The organism is Acidimicrobiia bacterium (assembly GCA_029210695.1).
GTDB lineage: Bacteria > Actinomycetota > Acidimicrobiia > Spongiisociales > JAHEDJ01 > JAHEDJ01.
Genome location: JARGFH010000030.1, coordinates 1 through 26,158, shown reverse-complemented (window position 1 = coordinate 26,158; position 26,158 = coordinate 1). Strand labels below are relative to the sequence as shown.

Sequence of the window (26,158 nt, the reverse complement as noted above, 5' to 3'; positions counted from 1 at the left end):
TTCTCTCAACGTACGCCGACGGGGGGACCTTCCGGGACCAGGGCCGGGTCCTCGACATCGGGTCCGGCAAACTGTGAGTTGTAGAGGTGGGCGTAGGCGCCGTCGAGCTTGATCAGCTCGTTGTGGTTGCCGCGTTCGACGATCCGGCCTTCCTCCATCACCAGGATCAGATCGGCGTCCCGGATGGTCGAGAGGCGGTGGGCAATGACGAAGCTGGTGCGATCTGTGCGCAACGCCGCCATGGCATGCTGTACCAGCAGCTCGGTGCGGGTGTCGACCGAGCTGGTTGCTTCATCGAGGATGAGCAAGGCAGGGTCGGCGAGGAACGCCCGGGCGATGGTGATCAGCTGCTTTTCGCCGGAGCTGACGTTGCTGCCCTCATCGTCGATGACGGTGTTGTAGCCCTCGGGAAGGCTGTGAACGAAACGGTCGACGAGTGTGGCCCGGGCAGCCTCGAGGACTTCAGCCTCCGTGGCATCCGGCCGTCCGTAGGCGATATTGTCCCTGATCGTCCCCTTGAACAGCCACGTGTCTTGCAGCACCATGCCGATTCGTGAACGTAGCCCGGCACGCGACATCTGCGTGATGTCGACCCCATCGAGGGTGATCCGACCTTCATTCAGTTCGTAGAACCGCATGATCAGGTTGACCAGCGTGGTCTTGCCCGCTCCGGTCGGCCCGACGATCGCGACCGTCTGGCCAGGTTCGACCGTCATCGACAGGTGCTCTATGAGTGGGCGATCCTCGTCGTAGCGGAACGAAACGTCCTCGAACGTCACTCGCCCGTACGATTCGTTTGACATCGGAGGATGATGGTCGTCCGGAACTTCCTCCTCTGCGTCGAGAAGTTCGAACACCCGTTCTGCTGAGGCAACGCCCGACTGCAACAGGTTGACCATGGACGCCACCTGAGTGACCGGCTGCGTGAACTGGCGGGAGTACTGAATGAACGCCTGGACGTCACCGAGGCTCATCGTGCCGCTCGCCACCCGCAGCCCGCCAATCACGGCGATGATCACGTAGTTGAGGTTTCCGATGAACATCATGATCGGCATGATCAGCCCGGAGAGGAACTGTGCTCCGAAGCTGGCCTTATACAGCGCTTCGTTTTCGAGCTCGAAGGTGGCCTGGACTTCCTGCTGACGGCCGAACACTTTGACCAGCGAGTGGCCGGTAAACGCCTCTTCGATTTGAGCGTTGAGGTTTCCGGTCCGGCGCCACTGGGTGATGAAGTGCTTCTGAGACTTCCTCATCACCAAACCGGCAACCACCATCGTGACGGGGATCGTCACCAGGGCAATCAGGGACAGCGTCGGTGAGATCGAGATCATCATCCCGACCACAAATATGATCGTCAACAGTGACGTCAGCAGCTGGCTCATCGTCTGCTGGAGGCTCTGGGATACGTTGTCGATGTCGTTGGTGACCCGGCTCAAGAGCTCGCCGCGCGGCTGGCGGTCGAAATAACGGAGTGGGAGCCGGTTGAGCTTGTCCTCGACCTCGGAACGAAGACGGAAGATGGTTCGCTGGACTACATCGTTGAGCATGTACCCCTGCAGGAACCCGAGCAAGGCCGAGCCTGCGTAGAGGGCGATGACGATCAACAGCACGTTCCCCAGCGCCGCAAAGTCGATTCCCTGACCGGGTATCACGTCCACTCCGGTCAGCAGATCTGCGATCTGGGCCTGGCCGGCTGCTCTGGCCGCTTCGATGGCTTGCTCCTTTGTGAGCCCGGCCGGAAGCCGCTTGCCGATCGCTCCGGCGAAGATCAGGTCTGTTGCCCGACCCAATACCCTCGGACCGATAGCGGAGAGCGCCACACTGACGATTCCAGCCGCAAACACACCGATGACCTTGGGAAGTTGCGGTCGAAGGCGCTTGACGATCCGTTTGGCAGAAGCTCCGAACGAGAGCGGTTTCTGACCGATCATCCCACCACCGAACGGGCCATGACCGGGCCCGCGCTGACCCGAGATTCGTTCAGTTGCTTTCATGTCGCGGCCGCTCATCAGGCAACCTCCGCCTTCAGCTGCGACTCGACGATCTCGACGTATGTCTCACACGTCTCCAGCAATGACTCATGGGTGCCGAGACCCACCAACTCGCCGTCTTCGAGCACGACGATCTGGTCGGCGTCTGCGATGGTCGAGATGCGCTGGGCAATGATCAGGACTGTGGCGTCGGCCGTCACCGGCTTCAGCGCCCGCCTGAGCCTGGCGTCGGTTGCCAGGTCGAGGGCAGAGAATGAGTCGTCGAACAGGTAGATCTCGGGTTTCAGGATCAGCGCCCTGGCGATGGCGAGGCGCTGGCGCTGACCGCCCGACACGTTGGTGCCACCCTGGGAGATCAGTGCCTCGAGACCCTCCGGCATGTCCTCGACGAACCCTCGAGCTTGGGCGACTTCGAGCGCCGCCCACATTTCGGCTTCGCTGGCATCGGGCTTGCCGTAGCGCAGATTGGAGGCAACCGTCCCCGAAAACAGGTAGGGGATCTGGGGGACCAGCCCGATCTTCGACCACAAGACGCTTGGCTCGAGTTCTCGAACGTCGACTCCGTCGACGAGCACGCTTCCGGTGGTGGCGTCGAACAACCTGGGAATCAGGCCGAACAAGGTCGTCTTCCCGGCACCCGTCGACCCCACGATGGCGGTGGTCTGGCCGGGTCTGGCCGAGAACGTCACGTCACACAGCACCGGGAAGTTTGCTCCCGGGTAGCTGAACCCCGCTCCGCGCAGATCGAGTTCGCCGCGCCGGCCGACCTTGGTCACTCCGACCGCCGGGAGCAGCACCGACGACTCGGTGTCGAGGACCTCACCGATGCGATCGGCAGACACGGTGGCTCGTGGCACCATGACCAGCATGAACGTTGCCATCATCACCGACATCAGGATTTGGATCAGATAGGTGAGGAAGGCGGTGAGAGCGCCGATCTCCATAGCGCCTGAGTCGATGCGGAACCCGCCGAACCACAGCACCGCAACACTGGATAGGTTGAGCACAAGCATTACCACCGGGAACATGGCCGACATCCACCGGCCGACCGTGATCGACACGTCTGTGAGGTCGGCATTCGCCTGCTCGAATCGTTTGGTCTCGAACGGTTCCCTGACAAAGGCGCGGAGGACCCGGATGCCGGTGGCCTGTTCGCGAAGGACCCGGTTAACGCTGTCGATTCGCGACTGCATCAGCCGGTAGGCCGGGATCATTCGGGAGATGATCAACCCGACCGCCATGGCCAGAATCGGAATCGCCACCACCACCAGCCACGAGAGCCCGACATCTTCGCGCAGGGCCATGATGATGCCGCCCACCATCATGATCGGGGCCGACACCATCATGGTGAGGCCCATCAACACCAGCATCTGTACCTGCTGGACGTCGTTGGTGTTGCGGGTAATCAGCGAGGGCGCACCCAAGGCGGCCATCTCCCGGCTCGAGAAGTCGGCTACCCGGTGGAAGATCACCGAGCGCAGGTCGCGTCCGAACGCCATGGCGGTTCTGGCGCCGAAGAAGACGGCGGAGATCGTGCAGCCGACCTGAATCAGGGATACGAGCAGCATCCACACCCCGGTGCGGGTGATGTAGGCCGTGTCACCGGTGACGACACCGTCGTCGATGATGTCGGCGTTGAGGCTGGGGAGGTACAACGACGCGATCGTCCCGGCCAGTTGAAGGAGGATCACGATCGTGATCTGACGGGAATACGGCTTGAGGCGCTCTTTGAGAATCCGGATCAGCACGAGGCGATCAGTCTCCGATCGGGCGAGCTGAAATGCCGCAGAGCAGGATCCCGACGACCTCATCGATCGTCAATTTCTCCTCCGGGGTCATCACCGAGTGGGCATTGGCGAAGATCAATCCCCGGAAGGCCGCCGCCGCTCGTGAGGGTGCAATCACGAGGCGATCGCGGTGCCGCTCGAGGAGCACGGTAAGGCCGGCCGAGATGGAGGCGATCGACTCGGTAACCACACGGCGGGCGCCGGCCGGCGGGCCGGTGGCCGGAAGTGGCATCGTGCGAAGGACTTCCATCAGTGCGGTGATCCGGTCGAACCGTTCGACGAGAATGTGGGCGGCCTCGGTGAGTTGTGTCTCGATGGGGGCGGTCGCGTCGATCGCTTCGAGGGCGACCCGGACCGGGGCCGGATCCATCGTGATCTTCACCGCTTCGTGAATGAGCGCGGCCTTGTCCGGGAACGCCCGGAAGATGGTTCCTTCTGCGATACCCGCCGCCTCTGCCATCTCGGCGGTAGTCACCGCCTGACCCTTCTCGATGAGGAGGGGGATGACGGCCGTCAAGATCGCTTCTCTGCGATCATCACGTGACAGTGGCTTGGCGCGGGTGTGTCGGGTATTCACGATGGGTCAGAGTAACTGAGTGAGTGCTCACTCACAAACGAGACACGGGTGCTCGCGCAGACTCATGGGGAATCACGCTCCTGTCTTGCCGAGTGGGCTCCGAAGTAGGAACCACGGCGCAGGTATCCTCTCGCCGATGGACTCGCCTCTCACTCTCGTCACCGGGGCAACCGGCTACATCGGCGGACGGTTGGTGCAGCGCTTGCTCGAGCGCGGCCATCGAGTCCGCTGTCTGGCCCGGGACCCTTCCAAGCTGGCTCTCGACCCCTGGCGCGATCAGGTCGAGGTGGTGAAAGGCGACGTTCTCGATCCTGCCACCCTCGGGGCTGCACTCGAGGGATGTGATTACGCCTACTACCTGATCCACTCAATGGGTGACACCGCCGACTTCGGGCAAACCGACCGGGTCGGCGCCCAGAATTTCCAGGAAGCTGCTGCAACTGCAGGCCTCCGTCGCATCGTCTACCTCGGCGGACTGGGCCGTCCCGAAGATGAAGCGCTCTCAAAGCATCTCCGGTCCCGCCAGGAGGTGGGCCAGACGCTGGCGTCCGGGCGCGTTCCGGTGACCGAGGTTCGGGCGGCGGTGATCATTGGATCCGGTTCGGTGAGCTTCGAGATGCTGCGCTATCTCACCGAAGTGCTGCCGATCATGACCACTCCGAAATGGGTCCGAACTCGGTGTCAGCCCATCGCCATTCGAGACGTGCTCGAGATGCTCACTGCAGTGCTCGAGGACGAACCGGTCAGCCGGGTGCTCGAGGTGGGTGGTCCCGAGGTTCTGACCTATGAGGAGATGATGCAGATCTACGCGGAAGAGGCCGGCCTGCGGCGGCGGATCATCATCCCGGTCCCGGTGCTCAGTCCCGGCCTGTCATCCCGGTGGATCGGCCTCGTCACTCCGCTTCCGTCCGCCGTAGCGCGACCGCTCGTGGACAGTCTGAAGAATGAAGTGATCGTAACCGACGACGCGCCGGCGCGGCTCTTCCCGTACCAGCCGATCAGCTACCGGGAGGCCGTGCGCCTGGCGCTGGAACTCACCACCTCCCGCCAGGTCGAGACCCGTTGGAGCGATGCAGCCACCAGCCCCGCTCACCCACTTCCCACCGATCCGGCGTGGGCGGGCGGCAAGAGGTTCGAGGATCGTCGGGTCGTCGACTCACGAGCCGCCGCCGGGGACATCTTCTGGGCGTTCACCAGGGTTGGGGGTGACGTTGGCTACTACGGATTTGACTGGGCCTGGCGTATTCGCGGCGTGCTCGACTCCCTGATCGGGGGAGTGGGGCTGCGGCGCGGCCGGCGCCACCCGGAGGATCTCCGGCCCGGCGAGGCCCTCGATTTCTGGCGGGTCGTCCGGGTGGAACCGGACCGCAGTTTGCTGCTGCAAGCAGAGATGAAGCTGCCGGGCGAAGCCTGGTTGGAGTGGTCGGTGGACCCCGACGGATCTGCGACAGAGCTGACCCAGACCGCGACGTTCGTGCCTCGTGGCCTCCTGGGACGGATGTACTGGTACGCCCTGGTCCCGTTCCATGCCCTGATCTTCGGCGCAATGGCCCGCCGGATCGCGGCGGCAGGCGCCGGTCGCGTGCCGGGGGAGCACCGGCTCTCGGGATAGGTGCTCTGGACCTATCCCGGTACGCCTGTTAACGAGAGAGGGGTGAGTCCGTTTCCGAACTCACCCCTACTCAATCAGTCTATGCGCCCCGAAGGGGACAGATCACTACGACCGTTTCGCTCCCTTGCGGCCGGATGACTCCGGGTCCGCCGGTTGCATGTACTCACTACAAGCACATTTGGGCACCGAGCACCCTTCGCGATCGTTGTGCTCTTTGCGGGGATGTCCGCATCCCACGCATCGTTGCCTGCCTCCGTCGATCTTGCGCATCGAACCTGGTTTCAGCGTGAGCGTTCTTTGGCGACGTTCACAGTGAGGTCACGACCATCGAGGTTGTAACCGTTGAGGTTGTCGATGGCGGCCTTGCCGCCCTCGGAGGTGGCCATCTCGACGAAGCCGAAGCCACGTGACCGACCGGTGTCCCGGTCCGTGATGACCTGGGCCTTCGTCACCTCGCCGTGCTTGGCGAAGAGAGTCTCGAGGTCACCCGAGGTGGTGTTGAACGTGAGATTACCCACGTAGAGGTTGCTGGACATGATGGTTGCTCCTTCCGAAGCGTCGAACCGTCGGGGTTGACGCCCCGCCTGATCTGCGTTGGAGAGCCGACGCGGCGTCGACGTGAACCAGCATGTCCTGCGGTGGCTCCACCAGACGGAACGAGTGGGGGGGAGCCCGGCGTTGTACGCAATCGGGCGTACGGTTTTACTATAGCGCTTGTCGGAGTTCTTCGTGGCATCGGTTGTCGTACTAGGCCGCCGAGCGACGAGCACTCTTTGCATGCGCCGGCGTCGGCAGCAACGCCGGACGCGAAATCGCCGGCGGTCGGGGTTGTCCCTCGCGCCGGCGATTGTCTATTCGAAGGTGGCTTACGGTCCGAGCCAGCCCTGGTTGGAGAGTGCCACTGCATCGATCCAGGCGGTGATGGTGCTCCTGCGGGGGCCGATGTCGATGTCTTCGAATTCGGTGAGGGTTGGAGCGGCAGAGATGGAACCCCTCTCCAACTCCGTACCAGCCGCGTTGTAGATCACTACCTCGACCGTGCCGTCTTTGGCAAGAGGCGCCGACTCAGTCGTGGCGTGCCACTCGATGCGGTACCACGTGTCGAAGTCGAGGGTTGTACTTGGCAGCACCAGTTCGACATCACCCGGTCCGGCGAGGCCGCCCGCCTTTATCCTGACCTGGCCGGCCAGAGTGACCGTGATCGAATGCGAGTTCTGGTCCCCGTCGTCATATCCACCGACCACGTCGACGATTCGCACATTCACCGGTTGGCTGTCGATGTCCCGCGCAAGACCCGTATAGCGGAAGTACACCCGCCCGTACAGGTGCTGGGCCTGATTGAAGTCGTTGAGCCGTAGGTACGAATCAAGGTCGAGATACGAGCGCTCGAATCTGGCCGACTGCGTGGCCTGGATCTTCTGAGTGTTGTCGTATGTGATCACCGTTCCCGGCTCTACCTGTGTCCACGGATCCGGGTTGGCGGAGCCGGCTGCTGTGATGACAGCTCCGGGGGTGCCGGCCTCAAACCCGTTGGCAAACGCGAAGGGGAAGTTGACGGCCGGCGGCCGTTGGTCGTATCCGTCGTATACGCTGCCCAAAGCGGCGTCGATCAATCGGAACTGGAACTGGTCTTTGGCAACGCTCGGGATCGTAACTCTTACCGAGAACAGGAACTCGGTTTCCTGGTTCTGAGCCAGCGCGACAGCAGAGTTGATGACGCCGTCGACTTCGTCGATCCGCCCTGGCACGAACGTCAGCGAGCCGTCGAGCCGTTCCGTGGTTGGCGCACCGTCGACGACAGTTCCAAGGCTGGCTCGGACGAGGTTCGACGATCCCGTGACGTCGGCCCACGGCGACCAACTGGTTCCCGGCGGCACCGACGGGCCAATGGAGCGGAACTGCAGCTTGGGCCGAACTGAGGTAGCCGCGGCGCCCGTGTTGGCCAGCGCTACCCGAATCGAGAAGGTTTCATTCAAATCCACCACTGCCGGGGTGTCCTCGGTGCCGGGTCCCGAAAACAGGGCAGCACTTGGTTCGGTTCCATCGACATAAATCCCGAACGAACCCTGGGCAACGTTCGGATTGGTCACTACCGTTGTCGTCGTTGTGGTGCTCGAAGTTGTTGTGGTGCTGGTACTTGTGGTGGTGCTCGTAGTCGGCGTGGCGCGAGCGAGGAACGAGGCCATTTGATCACGGCGAACGTTATCGTTGGGGCAATACAGGGTCCCGGCGGGATTGCATCCCAACGTCACGCCGGCTTCCGCAATTGCGTTGATGTTCGCTGCATGAGTTCCCGACACATCGCTGAAACGATTCGCAACGATGGGGGTCAGCTTCATCGCCCTGGCGATAAACGAACCCATCTGAGCCCTGGTCACGAACCCCGTCGGTCGAAAGGTGCCGTCGGGATAGCCGAGCGTGATCCCTGCGGCGGCGATGCGGTTGATGTTGTCCTCGTGGGTGTTGCCGGTGTCGTCGAGGAAATAGTCGAGAGAAGCGGCAGGGAGGCTGAAGGCACGGGCCAGGAACGAAGCCATCTGAGCCCGGGTCACGAAGTCAGACGGACAGTACAACGTGCCGGCCGGGTTGCAGCCTTTGGTGATTCCCGCCGCGGCAATCGCTTCTATGTTAGCTTCGTGGGTGTTGCCGTCGTCGTCGGTGAATGTGTTGGTGGTTTGAGCCGAAGCGGTCTCACCCAAGGCAACCACCATCGTGGCGCCGACGATGACCATTGAAAGTACAATTGCGAGGAAACCTCGCTTCTTCATCTGCATTCTTAGGCCCCTAATATCTGCGAGAACGTTGGTTGGTCTGCCAACGCGAATCCCCATTATGCCAGCGCACCGGGTTTCGTCAGCATTGCAGCAGGGCTGAACGCGTTCTGCAAGTGTTCGAACACTTTCCGCAACATATTGTTTTGGAGGCGTCGCTCCCTGAGTCTTGTACTATGAGCGTAATCCATGACTGATCCAAGCCTCTCACGAAGCGCAGCCGACAACGCCCAAACCGGTCAACGCCCATCGGTTCAGGTGGGACCTCTCGACATTGTTACCACCCTCCGGCGCGGTTGGTTGCAGTTCTTGCTGCTCGCCCTCATCGTGATCTCCGCCGTGAACTTTGTAGCCTGGATCGTCGAACCGGACGAGCCGTTGTATCACGCCGAAGCGTTGGTGGTGGCGTCCCAGCTGGAAATCCGTGTCGAATCATTCCCGCGAACAGCCGTCGCCATCTTCAACGGCGGCACCGTCGCCGCCCTAGCGGCGGAACGGGCAGGAACCGGCATCCTCCCGGCCGACCTCATTCCCGACATTGTTACAGCCGAACCTCTCGAGAATACGTGGGTTGTCGGGATCGAAGCGTTGCATCCCGATCCTGAGCTTGCCGCACTCTATGCCAATGCAGCGGGCCAAGCCCTGGCGGAGGAACTGAACCGGGTCGGCCCCGGATTCGGTGAGTTTGCCCTTCAGATCGAGGCGACGGTACCAACAACTCCGCTTGCGGGTCCCCGCCTCCTCATCATCGTATTGAGCGTGGTGGCCGGTTTGGCGTCAGCCATCGGAATGGCGACGTTGATCACCTTCTACGTCAAGGGTTTACAGCCCGATCCATCCGCACGGCCCGTCTCAGTCGTCAGAACTCATGCAGACTCCGCGCATTCGGTTGGCGCCACCGGTGACCAATGGGAGACATGGGATGAAGATGGGAGTGCGTACCGGCGCACCGCCGGGGGCGACGGGCAGGGCAGGCGGCTTGCCGTCGCGCCTACCGACGGTCGGGATCAAGACGAGCAGTCAGATCTGGTCGGAGATCAGCCTCTCGTGGTGTTCATGGACGAGATGCAGCGATCAGCGCCGGTCCGTTCGCTGATCTCATCCCATGAGGCGGCCTCAGAGGTCGTCGAGTCCATCAACGGCATCGGTCCGATTTTCGGGGCCAGGCTCGCGACTGCAGGAATTACAACTCTGAAGGATCTGGCCAACGCCGATCCCAGATGGCTGGCAGGCGCAATTGACGTCCGTCGCCAGGTGGTGGTCGACTGGATCGAACAAGCCGTTGATCTCACCGCGCCGAGTGACCTGCTGGGTGAAGAGGGCTGATTGAAGTCTTGTCGGCCGCGGAGCCGACCACCAGGAGAGCGTAGATCAGACCCAGCCAGAAGTACTTGAAGGTCAGGGTTGAGAGAAACGTATTCGCCACCAGTAAGCCGATTAGACCTGCCAGCGCGCCTCCGCGCTCGGCAATGTTCACATGGATCAGGTCATTCATCGTAATGGCGAATGCCACGATCAGGAGGGCAAACCCGAGGACTCCGAGCTCGATCAAAGCTTCGAGCCAGATCGAGTGGGCCTGATACCGTAGTTTCGTTCCCGTGGCATCTTCTGATACGAGGATCGCCGCCTCGTGCACATCGGCAAACGTTCCGTATCCGCTGCCGGTCGGGCAATATTGCGGGCAGCTGTCGATGGCAAGACGCCAGATCTCGGTCCGACCGCTCGTCCCCGTATTGTCCGCCCGTTCCTGGAAGGTGGAGGGGATCAGGAGCATCGTCGGAAGCACCATCAGGCCGAGCAGTACGAGCGACAATATTCCTCTCTTTCTCGAGAGGATGGTCACAACCGAGACGACCCCCAGCGAGAGGAGCCCGCCTCTCGACGCCGTCAACAGCACCGCTGATCCGGCCAGTGCAGCCGCCGTGAGGTACCACCCACGGCTTTTTCGAGACCGATCCGGATTGAGGCCTTCCCACAACGCGATGGAAATCGGTACCAGGAATGCTGCGGCGGTTATGTTCGGGTCACCACGGTCGCCACCTCCTGCGCCGGTAACCATGAAACGGGCCAGGCCGGCGCCGGTCTTCTGCAGATTTCCGGTCGCGGCGAGGACAATCCCATAGAGACCAGTTAGGGCTGCCCCGGTGGCGATCCAGGCTCTGAGGTAACCCAACTCCTGGCTCGTGATCGGTGTCACGACAACCACGAAGAAGAGGCCGATCAGGCTGATCAGGACCAGCAATCCGTTGATTGTGGCGCTACTCCTGATGGACCATGCAGTGCTGGCGGCGGCGAGGGCCAGGTAGATCGCCCATACCGGCACGCTAAGCGACGGAATCCGCAGTGGCGGTCGCTCGCGTTTCCATCTCCGAAAGTACACAGCTATGACAAGAAGACCGAGTAACGACGACACCGTGGAGAACGACGAGGGCAAACCCAGCGGCAACGAAACTGCCGAACCAACCGGCAAGACCGCAAAATAGGCGGCGAGGAAGCGAATCGGTCGCCGCCACATCCAAACGGCGACTGCGACGATCGCCGGCAACGATGCAGTTAGCAGGGTCAGAACGACAATCGGGCTCATGCTGTTGATCTCGTTGCCGGTCGCGGAGGCTTGATCACGCTAGCCTTCGAATCCAAGTGGGCGGGCCAGGGCAGAGGCCAGGTATCGCGTGCCGTGAGATGCCAACCATGCCGGATCTTCCAAACTCGCCGCTTCCCGAACTGCCTGCTGCACCAAGCACATGATGAAGAGGTCGTCGACCGCACGTACCGGAATTTCCACATATCGACGATACTCTCGAATCCACTCGAACATGGACCGGCGCAGCGCCGAATCTTTGAGGAACTGTCTGGCGAATACCGCTGGCGAGTATCTAACGCCCCGCGCATCGGCCAGGAATACGCCCAGAGTGCGGGAATACACGAATAGATCCCACAACGGCATCCCGCGAGGGTCGCCGTTTTCCCAATCCAGAATGCCGATCCTGCCATCCGGGTCGACCAGCAAGTTCCACACGCCGAGATCGCCGTGCATGAACACAGCCGGAAGCTCGAGCGCTCCGAGCCGGTCGGCGGTCGCGCTGATCGCGGCAGCCGTCGAATCCGGAGGCCGGAAGGCTTTCCCGAAGTCGGCGGTGAGTGACGACAGAGCCGTCGCGCTTTCACCGGCCGCGGTCGGCTGGACCGAATTCGTCGAGAGATCGATGATCGCCCGGTATCCGGCACCGGCGATGCGACCGGCCGGATCGGGCTCTGCGACCGCTCGGAAGGGCCGGCCAGAGACAGCGGTCTGCCCGAGAACGAGACGATCATCGTGCAGGCCCTCGAAAACCACGCGAGGCGTGGCGAAAGAGACAGTTTCCGATGCCCAGCGATGCAGGGAACCGGCTTCGGCTTGCAATCGTCGATTGAAGCGGGATTCCTGAGTGAGTTTGACCACGATCTCCGGGGTTGCGTCGGTGCCCTCGATCACGAATACCACCTTCTGCGAGGAGAAACCACGGGGCGGCCCAAACGACCACTCACGATCTGCAAAGTCGTAGCCCGCAGCAGCAGCTATTTCCCGAACGAACGATGGAAGCTCGAGGGACCGACTTCCTATTGAGAGGGCTGCCGGGTCGGGTTCCGTTCGGGTTTCTGATGGGACACGTATGAAGGCAACATCTGAAGGGTGGCGACGAGCGGAAGGAGCGATTTGACCCCGGGCGATGGCAGCGACACGGGATTGGGCCAGTTGGACGAGTCGTTTGAGGCGCCGCACCCAAACCGAATCAGGAGGGGATGTGATTTCGAGCACGATCCATCGGCCGCCCTCTAACGCCCGGGCGCTGCCGGCGAGCTGCACGACGCTGGCACCTGCCTCGATCGAGGACTTGTAGCCGCGTGAAGCCTCATCCACCCAGGCCTCATCGTCGCTGGCTACCACGAAGGCTGCAGCATGATCGCCTTCGGTGACTTCGGATCCCTCCGGGAGGATCGTCACCCGTTTGGCCGTGGCGCGCAGCAGGCTGATTACAGCTCGAGGCGGGAGGCCCAGGCAGACCACATGGTCGAGGCCGGCCAACAGAAACAACCATGAGCCGTTTTCGGTTTGGGGAAGGTTGGACGACGGGGCCATGACTAGCCGTCGAGTCTCCTCGAGCACCATCATCGGAAGATGCGGCGGATCAACGGAATCCTGGCCAGACCGGGGAAGGCTTCATCGATTCGAAGGATCTTACGTCCTACAAGAATGGCAATTGCGCCGAAAGCAGCCCAAAGGCCGACTCGACCCCAGAATGGAATCCCGCTTCCGTAGCCGACGACCGCCGAAGTTGTTGCGACGCCAATCACCAATGCGTATAGCCGCCAGGTCGAGGAACTAGCCCGTGAGAGCCCCACTCTTCGAATCAGTCCGTACTGTTTGGCGATATTGTGAAAGAGGAAGGACCCAGTGGTCCCGATCGCAGCTCCCAGAGGTCCCATCGATGGGATGAGCGCAAGATTGAGAGCTACGTTGACCGATACCGCCGCAAGGTTCACGCCGACCAGGTATCCGATCTTCCTGTACACGTTGAGAGTCATTCCGTTGAACCCGAACATCGCATGGATGAAGTACCCGACGGCGAGCACGCCCAGCACCGCTGCCGAATCGGCATAGTCACCGCCCAGGAGTCGGCCGGTCAACTCGTTGGGAAACAACAGGCAAAGGCTCAAGACGGGTAGGGATAGCATCACCACCCAGTTGACGGTTTGCCAGTACCGTCTGCCAACTTCGTCGTGTTCTCCTCGCGCAAAGAGCCTGGCTATGTAGGGGATGTAGAGCACACCGAACGCAGACAACACGAGTTGATTCAGGCGGGCGGTTGGTTGGACAGCCCGTAGGGTCGCAACGTCGACCGTCGACCCGAACCACTCCAGCATTATCGAGTCCGAGGCGTTGAACACCATGAATACGAGATCAGTGGTCAACAGGGGCAACGAGAACGTCGCCAACTCCCGGATCGGAAATCGAATGGGGCTCATCGGATCTTTCGAACGACGTAAAGAGAGATAACGACCCAGCACTGAAGCGAAGACCACCAGTCCGATGAAGCCGGCGGTCGCGTACCCGACTGCGAGGAACTTGACGTTGCTGCCCGTGCCTATCAGCAGCACGACAGTCGCGAATTTGAGCAACGGGGCAACGACGTAGCGTCGAAGGAAGATCGCACCGGTCCGACGGAACGCGGCCAGGATGGTGATGAGCAAGTTGTCGAGCGCATCCACCGGCGCAAGCACCACCAGTATCGCCAAAACCGACACTGCCAGCGGGTCCTCAATGAGGGCACCTTCGATGAGCGAACGGGTAGTCCAGAAAACCACCGCGGCCACCGAGCCAAACCCAGCGGCCATACCGCCGACGAACGTGATGGCTCCGATGATGGAACCGGTGTCGGACTTCTCGTCGTAGATCGGCAGGTATCTCGACAGGCCGCGGTCGAAGCCAAACTGGACCGCCGCTTGCAGAACGGCCACGATTGAGAGGGCGTACGCGAAGGCGCCGTAGTCGCTCTTGCTCAAGTAGCGAATAATGAGGATCTGCGTGGCGTAGCTGATGGCGGTTGCGACCAGCTGACCTGATAACAACAAACTCGAGCCGCGCACCTGGCTGTGTGACTCCGAATCATCTGTTTCCGAGACGGAGGTTTTGGCGTCTCCAATCTGTTTGTTGCTCAAAATGACACTGCCGGATCAGCCTTCTTTTGCCCTTCTCAGGAATGCTGCCATTTGACCGCGGGTCACATGGTCGTTCGGACAGAAGGTCGATGCGGTGCACCCACGTGTGATACCCGAGGCCGCCAACCGGTCGATATCGTGCGAGAAGTAGCTTCCGACGGTATCGGTGAAGGGATACGGCGGGGCGGCCGGCAGTCCAAAACCCCGGACCAGAAACGCGGCCATCTCGCCCCGGGTCATCAGTCTGTCGGGGCAGAAGATCCCTGTGGCACAGCCGCGGGTCACGTTCGCCGCGAACAACCGATCAATGTCACGCTCGAAGAAGTGTCCGACGGTATCGGTGAATCCCGCAGACGGCGCCGTCTCGAGGTTGAGCGCTCGCGATAGGAAGGCAGCCATCTGACCTCGTGAGACAGGCGCATCCGGGCAGAAACGACCGGACCCGCATCCCTTGGTGATGCCCGCCTCTACGAGCCAGGTGATGTCGGGTTCGAAGAAGTGACCGGCGACATCCGTGAAACCACTTGGAGAGGTTGGTGTGCCGGAATCGGCAAGCACCTCGAGGTGGGCGCCGGTGATGGCACACAGACTCTCGCGGTTGAGTTTCCAGAGGTTCCCCCGTCCGCCGGCCACCGTATCTTCCAGCGCGAGTACTACGGCTCCTCCTGTGCTGTCGGCGACGATCATCCCGAATTCCTGAAGACCCCTGGCGATGGTCAACGCCTGGCCTGTGAGGCCCAGGCCGGCGAGATCCACATCTGGACGGATCCGAATGTGCATTCCCTGCAGTGGAGCGTCCGGGTTCGATGTGTCGCCATCGCTACCGATCATCGGAAACACGAATCTCGCGTTGGCGGTGTTGACCCCGATCTTGACGACGTTGTCGAGGCGACCGCCGGCCACGTCGTCGTAGTGCACCATGGCTGTTGATCCCGGATATCCGCGGAACGTCCCGCCGTTTTTCGGCTCATCCGATTGGGGGAGTGATCCGTCGAGGCCGTTTGAGTCGAGGTAGGCAACACTGCCTCCACTCACCGTCCAGGTTCCGGAGGAATACACGGCCTTCGAGAGCTGAGCGACCACGCCGGCCACCAGGTCGTAGACGACCATTTCCCCGTCGGAGTTGTCCGCAGCTGTTGCTCCGATTGGAATCCGCAGATGCGCGAACTCCGGTGGTACATCCCATTTGACCGTTGACACGGGTGTTTCGGGGTCGGACGAATCGGCCACGAAGGTCGGCATGCCCCAGTTGCTGCTGTCGGCCGCGCCTCCGAGGGTGATGCACCCGTCGAGGTCGTTGTCGGCCACGAGGAAGTCGATGATGTTGTCGGAATTGGGATGGACCGTTGCGTCGGGGGCCACCGGCGTGTTCCAGAACGAGTCGGCTGAGAATGCGTCGGGCGCAGGTTCGGCAGCAGAAGCAACATCTGCGGAGATCACCATTAGCCCGATAGCGAGGGCGAGAGCTAGGCGAGTCAATTGACGAGTCATGTGTTGAGTCTCCTTGTGGAGTTCCGTCGTCGCAATCCCCAGCGCACAGTGTCGGCAGAGTATCGTCGATTGGCGGCCACTACCCCAAACCGGTGTGGGTGTACCCGACGGCGGGTCATCCAGACCCGGTGTCAACGATCTGGAGGTCGGCTGCGGTGATGGCACAGAGACCAAACTCGTCGAGGTCCCATCGACCTCCCGAGCCACTCCGGTCCGTGTCTTCCAGCATGAGAACGATGGCCCCGCCCGTGCTGTCGCCGATAATCGCCCCGTACTCCTGGAGGCCCGTGGCAATGATCAAGGCCTGTGGTGCCAGTCCCAGGGTGGTGAGGTCCAACTCCGGACGTATGCGGAGCCGCATGCCCTGGCGGGGTACGCCGTCGGCGACGAGGTCGCCGTCGCTACCCACCATTGGTGAGACCGCATCCACATGCGATCTATGAACCCCGATCTTGACAACGTTGTCCAACACCCCATCCGCGACGTCGTCGTAATGAACGGCCGCCACGGCGCCGTTGTAACCCCGAAAGGTTCCCCGATTGCGGCGTTCATCTGAAGCCGGCAACGAGCCGTCCAGACCGTTCGACTCCAGGTAGGCGATGCTCCCGCCGCTCACAGTCCACGCGTCGCGATCACCGTCGTACCGAGCTTTCGAAAGCTGTGCCACTACCCCTCGATCGAGGTCGTATATCACCATCTCGGCGTCCGATGTGTCCGCCGGCAAGGCGCGGCGCGGGATGCGCAACGATGCGAACTCCGGCGGAACCGGATACTTGGTGGACGTCACGCTATATGTCGGTGAATCCGCATCAGCGACATAGATCGGCATGCCCCAATTGTTCTCGGCTCCGGCCAGGGTGATACACCCCTGTAGCGCGTTATCCGACGCCAGGAACGAGATCATCTCATCGGAGCGCGGATGTAGCGGAACGTCTTCCGGCAGCGGCGTGTTCCAGATCGAATCGGCGCTGAACGCGTCCGGCAATAGCAGCACACGTTCGGAGTCGGCCGTCACCGAAATCAAGATGATCACCACGAGCGCGGTGAGGGCGACGAAGAGGACCTTCTTCACGATCTCGCCAATCTATTGCGCCGAACGGAGAGATGCCATGTCGATACAAGACACTACGATCCCGCTGTGCCAGGGACCTCGTCGACCGCAATAGTGACCTCGGAGGGGTGGACCCATGATCGCTCGGCCCTTGCCACGGTGCGCGCCTTGGCCAGGGCAGGGCGTACCGCCATTGTGGCGGTCAGCGGTCCCGGTTCGCTGGCTGCCGGCTCCCGATTCACATCTGAGACGGTCTCGGTTGTTCCCCCGTCCGACCCCGGCTTTGCTGAAGCAGTTCGAAACCTGGCAACCGATCGGGCGGCAACCACCGTATTCCCCACCTCTGATATCGCGCTCGTCTCGCTCGTTCCCGCGACTGCCCGCCTCATGGACAAGTCCACCCTGACCGCCGGGATCATCGCGGCTGGTCTTACCACCCCTCCCACGAGGACCTTCGCTTCGGCCGCCGAGTTGGACCTCGTCGGCCGTGAGCTCGGCTTCCCGCTGATTGTGAAGCCGCGGACCAAGTCTCCAGGAGGGCCGGTCTCCGTTCGCGTCGACCATGCCATCGACCTCATGGCGGTACCGGTCGGGGTCGGCGTTGCCCAGCCGTATCTGAACGGAGTAACCCGGGCCCTTGCCGGAGTTGCCTGGAATGGACGGATCGTCGCCCGGCTGCAACAACGCTACATCCGGACGTTCCCGTCTGCGGCCGGCACGGCCTCCTTCGCGATAACCGAAGCAATCGATCCAAACCGGTTCGGGTTGCTGGAGGCGCTACTCGGGGACTTCGATGGAATATTCCAGGCTCAGTTCGTTGGAGAAGCGTTGATCGACCTGAATCTCCGCCCGTACGGATCGATGGCTCTCGCCCTGGCGGCGGGATTGAACCTTCCCGACCTGGTGTGCCGGTTGACGGAGGGCGAGGATGTTGCCACGCAAACGGCCGCGGTGGGCGTACGCTATCGCTGGATCGACGGTGATCTTCGCAGCCTTCTGTCGGAAATCCGGGCCGGCGACCGCACCATCTTCTCGGCTTGGAGAGAAGCTATGCCTCACCGCGGAGTCTGTCACAGCATTGTGTCGGTGTGCGACCCGCTTCCTGCCTTCATTCGATTGCGGCGCCAGACTGGAGTAGGGGAATGACGGAGCCAAGCAATGACGAACGTGGCTTTCCCGCCGGTACGTTCCCTTCACCGGCGGATCAGGTGCGCATGGTCGAGGCCTTCGATCGAGCGGTCGCGCTCCTCGAGGCAACCGGCGCAGAGTTCAGCGTCTCTCCACTCGGGCCCGGATGGTCGTCAGACATTGACATCTATGTGCCTGATCTGAGCGCGGCTGAGTCGCTGGCGCGACAAGCGGATTGGATTCCACTCAGCGGCATCCTTAGCCACCTCGGCTATGTCGATGGTGAGAGTTACGCCATCGTCGACCGCGGCACAATTCTCGCCAAAGCCGAATTCAAGTCAGGGCGGGCACCAACGGACCTTGACAAGGTCACGGACCGTGTGCGGCGGCGGGGCAAACCCGACGTTCGGTCGTACCTGGAAGTCCTGCACCTGATGGACGGTGGGGTCGATCCCGACTCAATCGATCCAGGTTTGTTGGGGGGTGTCTCCGATCTGGAGCGCGAACTCGGCAGGAACCGGCTGATCGCTTGGCGGTCTCCATCGCCCACCGATCCGGATGAGCCGGCACCTCGACGGAAATTGCGTCGACCGAGCATCCGGGTGGCGATCAGCGGTATTGATGGATCGGGAAAATCAACGCTCGTGGAGGCGCTCAGTGAGAGCCTCAAACGGTGTGACATTCCGACGACCGTCGTATGGACCCGGCCCGGAATGCGATTGAAGCTGCTCGACCGGTTGGCCGTCTGGGCACGCCGACTCCGCAAAGAGGAAGAGATTGGATTGGAGCGGTTGGCAGAAGGTCAGGCGTCGGAGACCATCTCGTCTCGTCGGGGACTCACGGGCTGGGTCTGGCTGACGCTCGTGACCATGGCGTATCTCGCCGACGTCCGTAATCAGACCAGGAAGGCCGGCGGCCTAGTTATCTACGATCGTCACCTCATTGATGCGCTTGGGACGGTTGATGTGCTCTACCAGGGGGTGCACTCCGGATTTCAGCGTTTCCTCATCCGCTTGTTCATTCCGAACGCCGATTTCGCCGTGTTCCTCGATGTGGATGCGGCGGAAGCGGCTGCCCGGAAGCCGGACGATCTGGTGGGTGCCACGCTTGTCGCCCAGCAGCATGCTGCCTATCGACAACATCTTCACCGGGTGCCGAATCTTCAACGTCACGACGCGATGCTCGGCGGCCACCTCACGGACGACGTCGTGTTGCGAGACCTGAACGAATTCTTGATGGCGTACCCAATGAGTCGGCGGGCTCGTCTGTTTACCTGGGTTCGCCGCCACCGGGCGTGAGGACCGCTCGATACAGATCTGAATACAGCTCGCCGATCGAAGACCAGGCGTGGTTCCGCGTCACGTAGTCCTGACCTGCGCTGCCGATTCGCTCCCGTAGCCCGGCATCGGAGAGCAATCGAAGTGTGGCTTCGGCTACCTCATCTGCCGTGTTGGCTATGAGCACCTCGATGCCGTCAGCGAGGCTCGTTCCCCGCACCGCCAGCTCACTCGCAACACAGGGCAGACCGTTTGCGAGGGCTTCCAGCAGTTTGTTCTTGATCCCTGTACCGCTGATCATCGGACAGACGTACACGCTTCCGACGGCGAGCGCATCAACCATGACATCGACCGGTCCGACGACATCAACGCCTGGTCGGCCGTCGAGGCTCCGGATCTCGTCAGAAGGATCGCGACCAACCAAGGACACCCGGGCCGACGGTTGCACGGCTCGGATTCTGGGTAGGACTTCATTGACGAGGAACAGCGCGGCAGACACATTCGGCGGGTAGTCCAGCGCTCCGGTGAACAGGAGATGATCGCGTTGTCGGGCCACATCGCGTCGTGATCCGAAATCGTCCACGTCAACACCATTCGGGATTACCGAGACCGACAGACGAGCATTCTGGTGTTCGAGGGCCTCCCGATCTTCGGCGCTCACAACGACGACCCGATCCGCCTGTCGATATGAGTGCCGAATAGCCCAGATCGCTCGAGCTCGCTTCACCCGCTTGCTAATCAAACCTGCGGCGGTTCTTGCCTCCACGGCATCGACATTGAGGTGAGGAGCATCGAGAGCGCCGAGTATGGACGACATCGGCCGGGGTAGTCGTCGGAGTATTCCCGCCAGCGGGGCACCAACGACGTGCACGACCTGGGGTTTGAACCGTCCGATCTGATCCAACGTCTCCCTTTCGAGCTTGCGCCGTCCGCCGGCAACGAGGGAACAGTTCAGCCCGTCGATGTCTTTGAACAGCCCGTTCTCATCATCCGGGGCCAGAAACCGGACATCGTGGTGCCGGTGCAGTTGTTTGAGCAGGTGGTAGAGGTGCAGCACGTAGCCGTCCCGGATCGGCAACCGGGGTGGCCGCATGCCGACGACCAGCACCCGGAGACGGTCGCCTGGGTCATTCATGGGGGCTCCGAACGGCGGATGGCACAGGGTTACAATCCTCCAGGCCCGACGGCCGGGCGGAGGAATACGACTTTGGGGGATTTCGAAGTGTCACAGATCGCTCCGGCGGTATCGGTCATCATCCCGATCCTGAACGAAGTCAGGACCATCGATGCCACGCTCGAATCCGTGGTCTGTCAATCGTACCCAGAACTCGAGATCCTGGTGGTCGACGGAGTATCTGATGATGGAACCCTTGCCAAACTGCTTGCCTGGTCGGCGCAGGACCCGCGGGTTCGAGTCCTCACCAACCACCGCAAGTCCATTCCAACTGGGCTCAATCTCGGCCTCAGAGAGGCGACGGGCTCCTATCTCGTGCGGGTCGACGCCCATTGCACGATTCCCAACGACTACGTTGAACGACTGGTGACCCATCTCCAAACCGGCAAGTGGGCCGGGGTTGGTGGCAAGAAAGAGGCGGTAGGTTCACCCCCCAGCGGAGCAGCCATCGCCGCCAGCCTGGGGTCACCGTTCGGAGTGGGTGGTTCTGCATATCACTACGCGACCGAACCGATGGAGACGGACCACATACCGTTCGGTGCATATGGCACCGACCTGGCCAGGGAGCTTGGAGGATGGGACGAGCGACTCGTCGCCAATGAGGACTACGAGTTCGACGTGCGCGTGCGCGCTAGCGGAGGAAAGCTGCTGCTCGACCCGACGATCGAGGTCGCATGGCGTTGTCGGAGTCGAATTATCGATCTTGCCCGCCAATATCGGAGATATGGACGAGGCAAGGCCGATGTGGCTTTCCTGCACCCATCTGAGGTGCGCTTTCGCCACGCCGCGCCACCGCTGGTCGTCGCCGCGCTCGTCGTCTGCGCCGGCCTCCTCCCCTTCTTCCCGCTCTTGTTGCCGGGGGTCCTCTTGGTCTATCTGGCACTCCTCATCGGCATGTCCGCACCGATCATGCGGACGCTCGGTTCGTGGCGGGACCGATTTCGGGTTCCGGGGGTTCTCGGCGCCATGCAACTTGCGTGGGGTTGGGGAGTCTGGGAGGGGTTGGCTCGTATTGCGCGCTACGGCTTCCGTTTGCCGGAGGCATCGGGCGTTGATTCAACTCGCTGGGGAAGCCCGGAATGGGCGGTGGAAGACGAGCCTCCCATCACCTGAGCTGCCGGGTTATCAGCCGGCCCGGATCGATCACGTTCCTCGCCATCCACTCGCCGTCGCCGGCCAGCGCCGGGGTACGGGTTAGCGCTCCGGCGGTAGTGGTCAACCACCATGCCCAACCGATGACCGGCAGCAGCCGTCCATCCCATGGAATATCGAGGCGGCGCATATAGGTTCCGATTAAACCGGCAACGTCGGGTCTCGCCCAAAAACCGTCGGCCACCAGGTCCCCGTAGGCCATGCCTCCACTCCGGCGAATTTCCTCGGCGCGCAAGTGGAGAAGGTCGGTGCCCGGAACGGCTCGCTCGAGCCAGGAGTCCCAGTCGACGATCCCGGTCAACTCTCCGTTGTGAAACAGAAGATTCCCGGACCAAAGATCGCCATGTGCGACAACCGCGGGCAGGTTTCCGGTCGCCCCGTCGATGATCGTCGCTACTCCCTTGATATCCACGGCGGTTGTCGCCGATGCCAACACGCCCGCACTTGATTCGATCGCAGTGATCGGTTCGCTGCTGCGGGGCAGATCACAGAGGAAGTCGCTGACCTGTTCGGTCATCGCCGCCGTCAACTTGTCGACGCGGCGCCCGTCGACGAACCCTTCGAGTGTCCACCGGACCATATCTCTGGTGCCGGTTGCCAAAGCAGCAGGCACGACCGGTCGGCTGATCGCCTGCAATGCCTCATAATGGCGCCCAGGGTCGCCGGACGTGTCAATCGAGCCGAGTCGCAGCAGCACGGCCCGGCCACGCTGGGTCCCGATCTGGTGCAATCCGCCGCCGCTCCCTGCTCGCGGGTGATCGGAGGGAACGAACTCCTCTTGTCGGCGTATCGAGTCGATCGGTGAGTTGTGGGGGAGTTGAACATACATAGCCCCGGCCAGGAGCCTCTGCCTGAGCCGTGGGAAGCGGGGCCAGCGTCCGGGAGAAGGTCGCCAGATTACGAGCTCGCGATCTGCGGGAAGCAAGCGATCGGCACGCCGATGGTTGACGGCCCGGTCCACGAGATGGCCGATGAGCCGGCGCCATCCGTCTGCCGGGGGACAGATGACCATAGGGGTCTCTAGACCAGTCTCGCCAAGGAGTGGGTAGAGCAGATCGGATTGGTTCACGATGCTCGCCGTTTGGCGAGCCTGACCCAGATCTGCTCTTGGATGTCATGACAGACCTGATCGGCAGGCCGGTCCACGCCAATCACGATGCCGCGGTTTCGTTCGATGACGCGGCGCCAGACTTCTGACATGCGGTCGAGATGCTCAGGCGAGTGCTCTCCCTTGCGTGCAAAGAGGATCTCGCCAGGAGCATCGAGAAGGACTATGAGATCAGGCCCGGGAGCCAGCGTCCGGATCACTCCTCGTTTGATAGTCCGAACGAACCGGGACTCACCACCAATGTGGCCGGCTTCGATGGGATGGCGGTCGCACACCACAACTGTGCCCCGTCGAGCCGCCACCTCGAGTGACCACAGTTTCATGAGGGTCGTTACGATCCACTTGGCCAGCCCCGCCATCCGGCGTGCTGGCGAGACCCGCACCTTGCGCGGCCGGCGCCCGGCGGGTGATCGACGGGCGTCGCCGAGGTATCTGCTCGTCACATCGATCGGCATGCTTTTCTCGACGCATTCAGAGGCAGTCGACTTACCGGCTCCATCGGCCCCAAGCAACGCGACGACCATTCCACGACGGCGGCGGAGCAGCCATGCGAGATCGCCGATTATTTGCGACTGCTCTTTGCCGCGCAGCTTCACATCGACTTTGATCCAGCCCTGCGATCCAAGACCAAGGAAGAAACGATGGTCTGCTCGGCGGTGCGGGCGGTATGGGAGGAGGCCGGCGCTCTCAAGTCCGCTCCGAAGCTCGATGAGGTCGGATTCCCTCCCCCACACGTCGATTTCGTGGAGTCCCGAAGTCGTGACTGGCGGTTTGCGGATTTCGATTCCGAGTCGGTGGAGCACTGAGTGGACGTGCTCGATGTCCGGTTCGATCGGAAACGGTGCCGGTTCGCCCTGCCTGTTGGCATCCATGCGCAAAAGCTACCATTGATACCTCGTGAAACCCCTTTCAGTGCTTCTGGTCGGTAAGGGACCTCCTGATTCGGGGGGTATTTCGGCAATGCTCACGACGTTGCAGCGACACCTCACACCACGATGCAGTGTAGGTGTCCTCAATCTGACTCGCGACCGGGGTTACACCGCCGGCGTTCTGAGCGCCACCAATGTTGGCAGGACCATTGCCGACACCGTTCGTGTGTTCAGACTCGGCGGCGCCTATGACGTGGTCTACGTGCATAGCGCTTTCGTTCCGTCCGTCACGATGATCAGGGCGGGTCTGCTGTTGATTGCCGCGCGGGTGCGGGGGGCGAGGACGATTCTCCATGTCCACGGCGGATCGCTGCCGGAGTGGGCGTCATCGAAGATGAGACGGTTGCTCATCCGGATCATTGCGCCGGCCGCCAACGTCATGATCAGTGTGTCGGACGGCATCACCACCGTCCTTCCGGCCAAGCGCACTGTGACGATCTACAACGGGGTGGATACCGACACCTTCGCACCAATTGAAAGAGGGAATCGGAATCCACCGACTGTGATTTACGCAGGGCTTCTCACCCGCCGCAAGGGTGTTGTCGATCTCATGGATGCTTCCCGGCTCTTGCTTTCGCGGGGTGTAGCGCATCGGTTGGTGATCGTCGGGGGGCGACCGGACGAAGGTGTCGCCGAGGAGCAGGAAGTACTGGCCGTCGCCAGCGGTCTGGAGGACTTCATCGGGGCCGTCCCCCACCGGGAAATGCCTGAATACCTGCAGCGGGCGGACGTGTTCTGTCTCCCGTCGTGGTTCGAGGCCATGCCGTTGTCGGTACTCGAGGCTCTGGCCAGCGGCCTGCCGGTAGTGGCTTCACGGGTAGGGCAGATACCCCAGGTCATCAACGACGATGTCGGGCGACTGGTGGAACCGCACGACCCGGGAAGCCTCGCCGACGCCCTCGAGGAGCTTCTCACCGACACAGAACTTCGCCGCCGTCTGGGGTCGAACGGTCGGGCGCTGGCAATGGGGGAGTACTCGCTGGAATCAACCGTCTCGGAGATTCTCGACGTTGTCCGGGCCATTGGAGTTCAGCGCCGGGCGAACTGATACGCCTTTGACATCCGGGCCGGCAGGTACCAACGCGCGTTCTTGACTCCGAAGCGAATAGATCCGTTGGCGCGGTATATGCCGACTCTCGGAAGAGAATACGAACTGATTTCCTCTGGGCCGGTTGGCAGGGTGAATGCCCGGGCGTAGCCGGCCGCCTTGGCAGCCTCGGCAACCGTATGGTTCCACCTCCCGCGCGGGTAGGCGAGGTTCGGTACGGGAGCGCTGATTATCTCTTCGAGGATCTGCCGGCTGGTCTTGAGGTCTTCGAGACATTCGCTGTGTGACAGCGAAGTGAGATCCTTGTGGAAGAGTGAATGAGAACCAATGCCCACACCCTCAGCGGCCATCGTCATGATCTGGTCCCGGGTCAAGGTCTCGAGACGGAATGGCGGGGGTGAGTCCACCCAGCTCACTTCGTGTCCCCGGTCGATGGTTGCCGCTACGACGAATACCGTCGCCGGAAGGTGTAGTCGCCGGAGGATTGGGAGCGCTACGTCGAAGTTGTCGGCGAATCCGTCGTCGAAGGTGAGCGAAGCGACGCGCCGTGGGAGCCTTCCGTAACGGTCGAGCAGTCCCACGGCAGTCTCCAGATCAACGGTTGTGAATCGCCGGGCGAGCCATTCGCATTGATGCTCGAATCGCGTTGCGGTCACGGCCAGCGGGTCTGCCCAATCGTTGCACACAGAGTGATAACACAGGACTGCCATAAGTGGCGATGGTACCAAACGGCGAGTCTCGAGTTGCGCCACTCATCATTCGCGAAAGAAAACCCACAACCACGATGCGTGACGTGTACACTACAAACTCAACACAAAAAGAAGGGCGTTCGGAGCCCTCGGTTTGTATCGCCCTGGGATTCTTGGAGACTCTTTACCTTGGAAGCGAGGATGGAGTTATGTCAAAGAAACTGCAGGCGCCGACGAACCGTCGGTACTCGGCCGAGTTCAAGGAGCGGGCGGTGCGGATGGTCCGCCAGCTCCGGGAGGAGACCGGGGAGAAGAGGGGAACGATCGGCCGGGTGGCCGGCCAGTTGGGGTGTGGGGTGGAGTCCTTGCGCGCCTGGGTCCGACAGGACGAGATCGACCGGGGTGAGACGCCCGGGGTGACCTCGGATGAGTCCGAGACGATCAAAGAGTTGCAGCGGGAGGTGAAGGAGCTGAGGAGAGCGAATGCGATTCTTCGTTCTGCCTCGGCTTTTTTCGCAGCGGAGCTCGACCGCCCACAGAGGTGATGGTGGATTACATCGACGGGCATAGAGAGGAGTTCGGGGTCGAGCCGATCTGTGACCACGCTCATTGAAACTCCCCAGACCTGCTCACTGAAATTCCCCACCTCCTGAGAGGGAATACCCACTGTTGG

20 protein-coding genes, 1 pseudogene and 1 other annotated feature are annotated in these 26,158 nt (G+C 61.9%); of the genes and pseudogenes, 7 read left to right on the top strand and 14 right to left on the bottom strand.

Features of this window, described 5'->3' with window-relative positions; genetic code table 11:
* Positions 1-5 precede the first annotated feature (5 nt).
* The 3 genes from P1T08_10830 to P1T08_10820 are packed head-to-tail and all read right to left on the bottom strand — an operon-like array spanning position 6 to position 4,355.
* The gene (locus tag P1T08_10830) at positions 6-1,994 is read right to left on the bottom strand and encodes an ABC transporter ATP-binding protein (GenBank protein MDF1596570.1); all 1,989 of its coding nucleotides are present in this window, start codon (positions 1,992-1,994) and stop codon (positions 6-8) included.
* 14 nt (positions 1,995-2,008) lie between these two features.
* Positions 2,009-3,739: an ABC transporter ATP-binding protein gene (locus P1T08_10825; GenBank protein MDF1596569.1), complete on the bottom strand. Its 1,731-nt coding sequence runs from the start codon at positions 3,737-3,739 to the stop codon at positions 2,009-2,011.
* A gap of 7 nt (positions 3,740-3,746) precedes the next feature.
* Positions 3,747-4,355: a TetR/AcrR family transcriptional regulator gene (locus P1T08_10820; protein ID MDF1596568.1), complete on the bottom strand. Its 609-nt coding sequence runs from the start codon at positions 4,353-4,355 to the stop codon at positions 3,747-3,749.
* Between the two features lie 136 nt (positions 4,356-4,491).
* Here P1T08_10820 and P1T08_10815 point away from each other — a divergent pair, with 136 nt between their 5' ends.
* Positions 4,492-5,967: an SDR family oxidoreductase gene (locus tag P1T08_10815; protein MDF1596567.1), complete on the top strand. Its 1,476-nt coding sequence runs from the start codon at positions 4,492-4,494 to the stop codon at positions 5,965-5,967.
* Positions 5,968-6,248: 281 nt separating this feature from the next.
* Here P1T08_10815 and P1T08_10810 read toward each other — a convergent pair whose 3' ends face one another.
* Together P1T08_10810 and P1T08_10805 are read right to left on the bottom strand one after the other, a co-directional pair.
* Positions 6,249-6,503 (bottom strand): RNA-binding protein, encoded by a 255-nt coding sequence (locus P1T08_10810; protein ID MDF1596566.1) that lies wholly within the window; start codon positions 6,501-6,503, stop codon positions 6,249-6,251.
* A 330-nt stretch (positions 6,504-6,833) separates the two neighbouring features.
* On the bottom strand, positions 6,834-8,735 hold the full coding sequence (locus tag P1T08_10805) for an S-layer homology domain-containing protein (GenBank protein ID MDF1596565.1): 1,902 nt from the start codon (positions 8,733-8,735) through the stop codon (positions 6,834-6,836).
* 192 nt (positions 8,736-8,927) lie between these two features.
* Between P1T08_10805 and P1T08_10800 the strand changes: the two genes are divergently transcribed.
* On the top strand, positions 8,928-10,064 hold the full coding sequence (locus P1T08_10800) for a hypothetical protein (GenBank protein ID MDF1596564.1): 1,137 nt from the start codon (positions 8,928-8,930) through the stop codon (positions 10,062-10,064).
* On the opposite strand, the gene P1T08_10795 is transcribed toward P1T08_10800, so the two are convergent.
* The 5 genes from P1T08_10795 to P1T08_10775 form a co-directional block, all read right to left on the bottom strand.
* The gene (locus P1T08_10795) at positions 10,027-11,322 is read right to left on the bottom strand and encodes an O-antigen ligase family protein (protein MDF1596563.1); all 1,296 of its coding nucleotides are present in this window, start codon (positions 11,320-11,322) and stop codon (positions 10,027-10,029) included. The two genes, P1T08_10800 and P1T08_10795, sit on opposite strands and share 38 nt — an antisense overlap.
* A gap of 39 nt (positions 11,323-11,361) precedes the next feature.
* A complete protein-coding gene (locus P1T08_10790) occupies positions 11,362-12,891 on the bottom strand; it encodes an aminoglycoside phosphotransferase family protein (GenBank protein ID MDF1596562.1) in 1,530 nt (509 codons plus the stop codon).
* Complete coding sequence (locus tag P1T08_10785) at positions 12,888-14,438, bottom strand: flippase (GenBank protein ID MDF1596561.1); 1,551 nt, start codon at positions 14,436-14,438, stop codon at positions 12,888-12,890. The genes P1T08_10790 and P1T08_10785 overlap by 4 nt, the downstream gene beginning before the upstream one ends.
* Before the next feature lie 15 nt (positions 14,439-14,453).
* Positions 14,454-15,929 carry an S-layer homology domain-containing protein gene (locus tag P1T08_10780; GenBank protein ID MDF1596560.1) on the bottom strand — a complete coding sequence of 492 codons (1,476 nt, stop codon included), beginning with the start codon at positions 15,927-15,929 and terminating at the stop codon, positions 14,454-14,456.
* A 115-nt stretch (positions 15,930-16,044) separates the two neighbouring features.
* The gene (locus P1T08_10775; protein ID MDF1596559.1) at positions 16,045-17,001 is read right to left on the bottom strand and encodes a hypothetical protein; all 957 of its coding nucleotides are present in this window, start codon (positions 16,999-17,001) and stop codon (positions 16,045-16,047) included.
* 66 nt (positions 17,002-17,067) lie between these two features.
* Between P1T08_10775 and P1T08_10770 the strand changes: the two genes are divergently transcribed.
* A complete protein-coding gene (locus tag P1T08_10770; protein ID MDF1596558.1) occupies positions 17,068-18,126 on the top strand; it encodes a hypothetical protein in 1,059 nt (352 codons plus the stop codon).
* Positions 18,123-19,406, top strand: coding sequence for a hypothetical protein (locus P1T08_10765; GenBank protein ID MDF1596557.1), 1,284 nt, complete (start codon positions 18,123-18,125; stop codon positions 19,404-19,406). Before P1T08_10770 ends, P1T08_10765 begins: the two co-directional genes overlap by 4 nt.
* On the opposite strand, the gene P1T08_10760 is transcribed toward P1T08_10765, so the two are convergent.
* Positions 19,378-20,520: a glycosyltransferase family 4 protein gene (locus tag P1T08_10760; protein ID MDF1596556.1), complete on the bottom strand. Its 1,143-nt coding sequence runs from the start codon at positions 20,518-20,520 to the stop codon at positions 19,378-19,380. The genes P1T08_10765 and P1T08_10760 overlap by 29 nt on opposite strands.
* 87 nt (positions 20,521-20,607) lie before the next feature.
* Here P1T08_10760 and P1T08_10755 point away from each other — a divergent pair, with 87 nt between their 5' ends.
* A complete protein-coding gene (locus P1T08_10755) occupies positions 20,608-21,672 on the top strand; it encodes a glycosyltransferase family 2 protein (protein ID MDF1596555.1) in 1,065 nt (354 codons plus the stop codon).
* Here the strand turns inward: P1T08_10755 and P1T08_10750 are convergent.
* Complete coding sequence (locus P1T08_10750) at positions 21,665-22,780, bottom strand: phosphotransferase (protein MDF1596554.1); 1,116 nt, start codon at positions 22,778-22,780, stop codon at positions 21,665-21,667. The two genes, P1T08_10755 and P1T08_10750, sit on opposite strands and share 8 nt — an antisense overlap.
* Positions 22,777-23,691, bottom strand: a complete 915-nt coding sequence (locus P1T08_10745) for a hypothetical protein (protein MDF1596553.1) — start codon at positions 23,689-23,691, stop codon at positions 22,777-22,779. The genes P1T08_10750 and P1T08_10745 overlap by 4 nt, the downstream gene beginning before the upstream one ends.
* A gap of 25 nt (positions 23,692-23,716) precedes the next feature.
* Between P1T08_10745 and P1T08_10740 the strand changes: the two genes are divergently transcribed.
* A complete protein-coding gene (locus P1T08_10740; protein ID MDF1596552.1) occupies positions 23,717-24,796 on the top strand; it encodes a glycosyltransferase family 4 protein in 1,080 nt (359 codons plus the stop codon).
* On the opposite strand, the gene P1T08_10735 is transcribed toward P1T08_10740, so the two are convergent.
* Positions 24,778-25,506, bottom strand: coding sequence for a polysaccharide deacetylase family protein (locus P1T08_10735; protein MDF1596551.1), 729 nt, complete (start codon positions 25,504-25,506; stop codon positions 24,778-24,780). The two genes, P1T08_10740 and P1T08_10735, sit on opposite strands and share 19 nt — an antisense overlap.
* A gap of 188 nt (positions 25,507-25,694) precedes the next feature.
* On the opposite strand from P1T08_10735, the pseudogene P1T08_10730 reads away from it, so the two are divergent.
* Positions 25,695-26,083, top strand: a pseudogene (locus P1T08_10730) (transposase).
* Positions 25,991-26,107, top strand: a sequence feature (AL1L pseudoknot). Its footprint overlaps the pseudogene before it by 93 nt.
* Positions 26,108-26,158 lie beyond the last annotated feature (51 nt).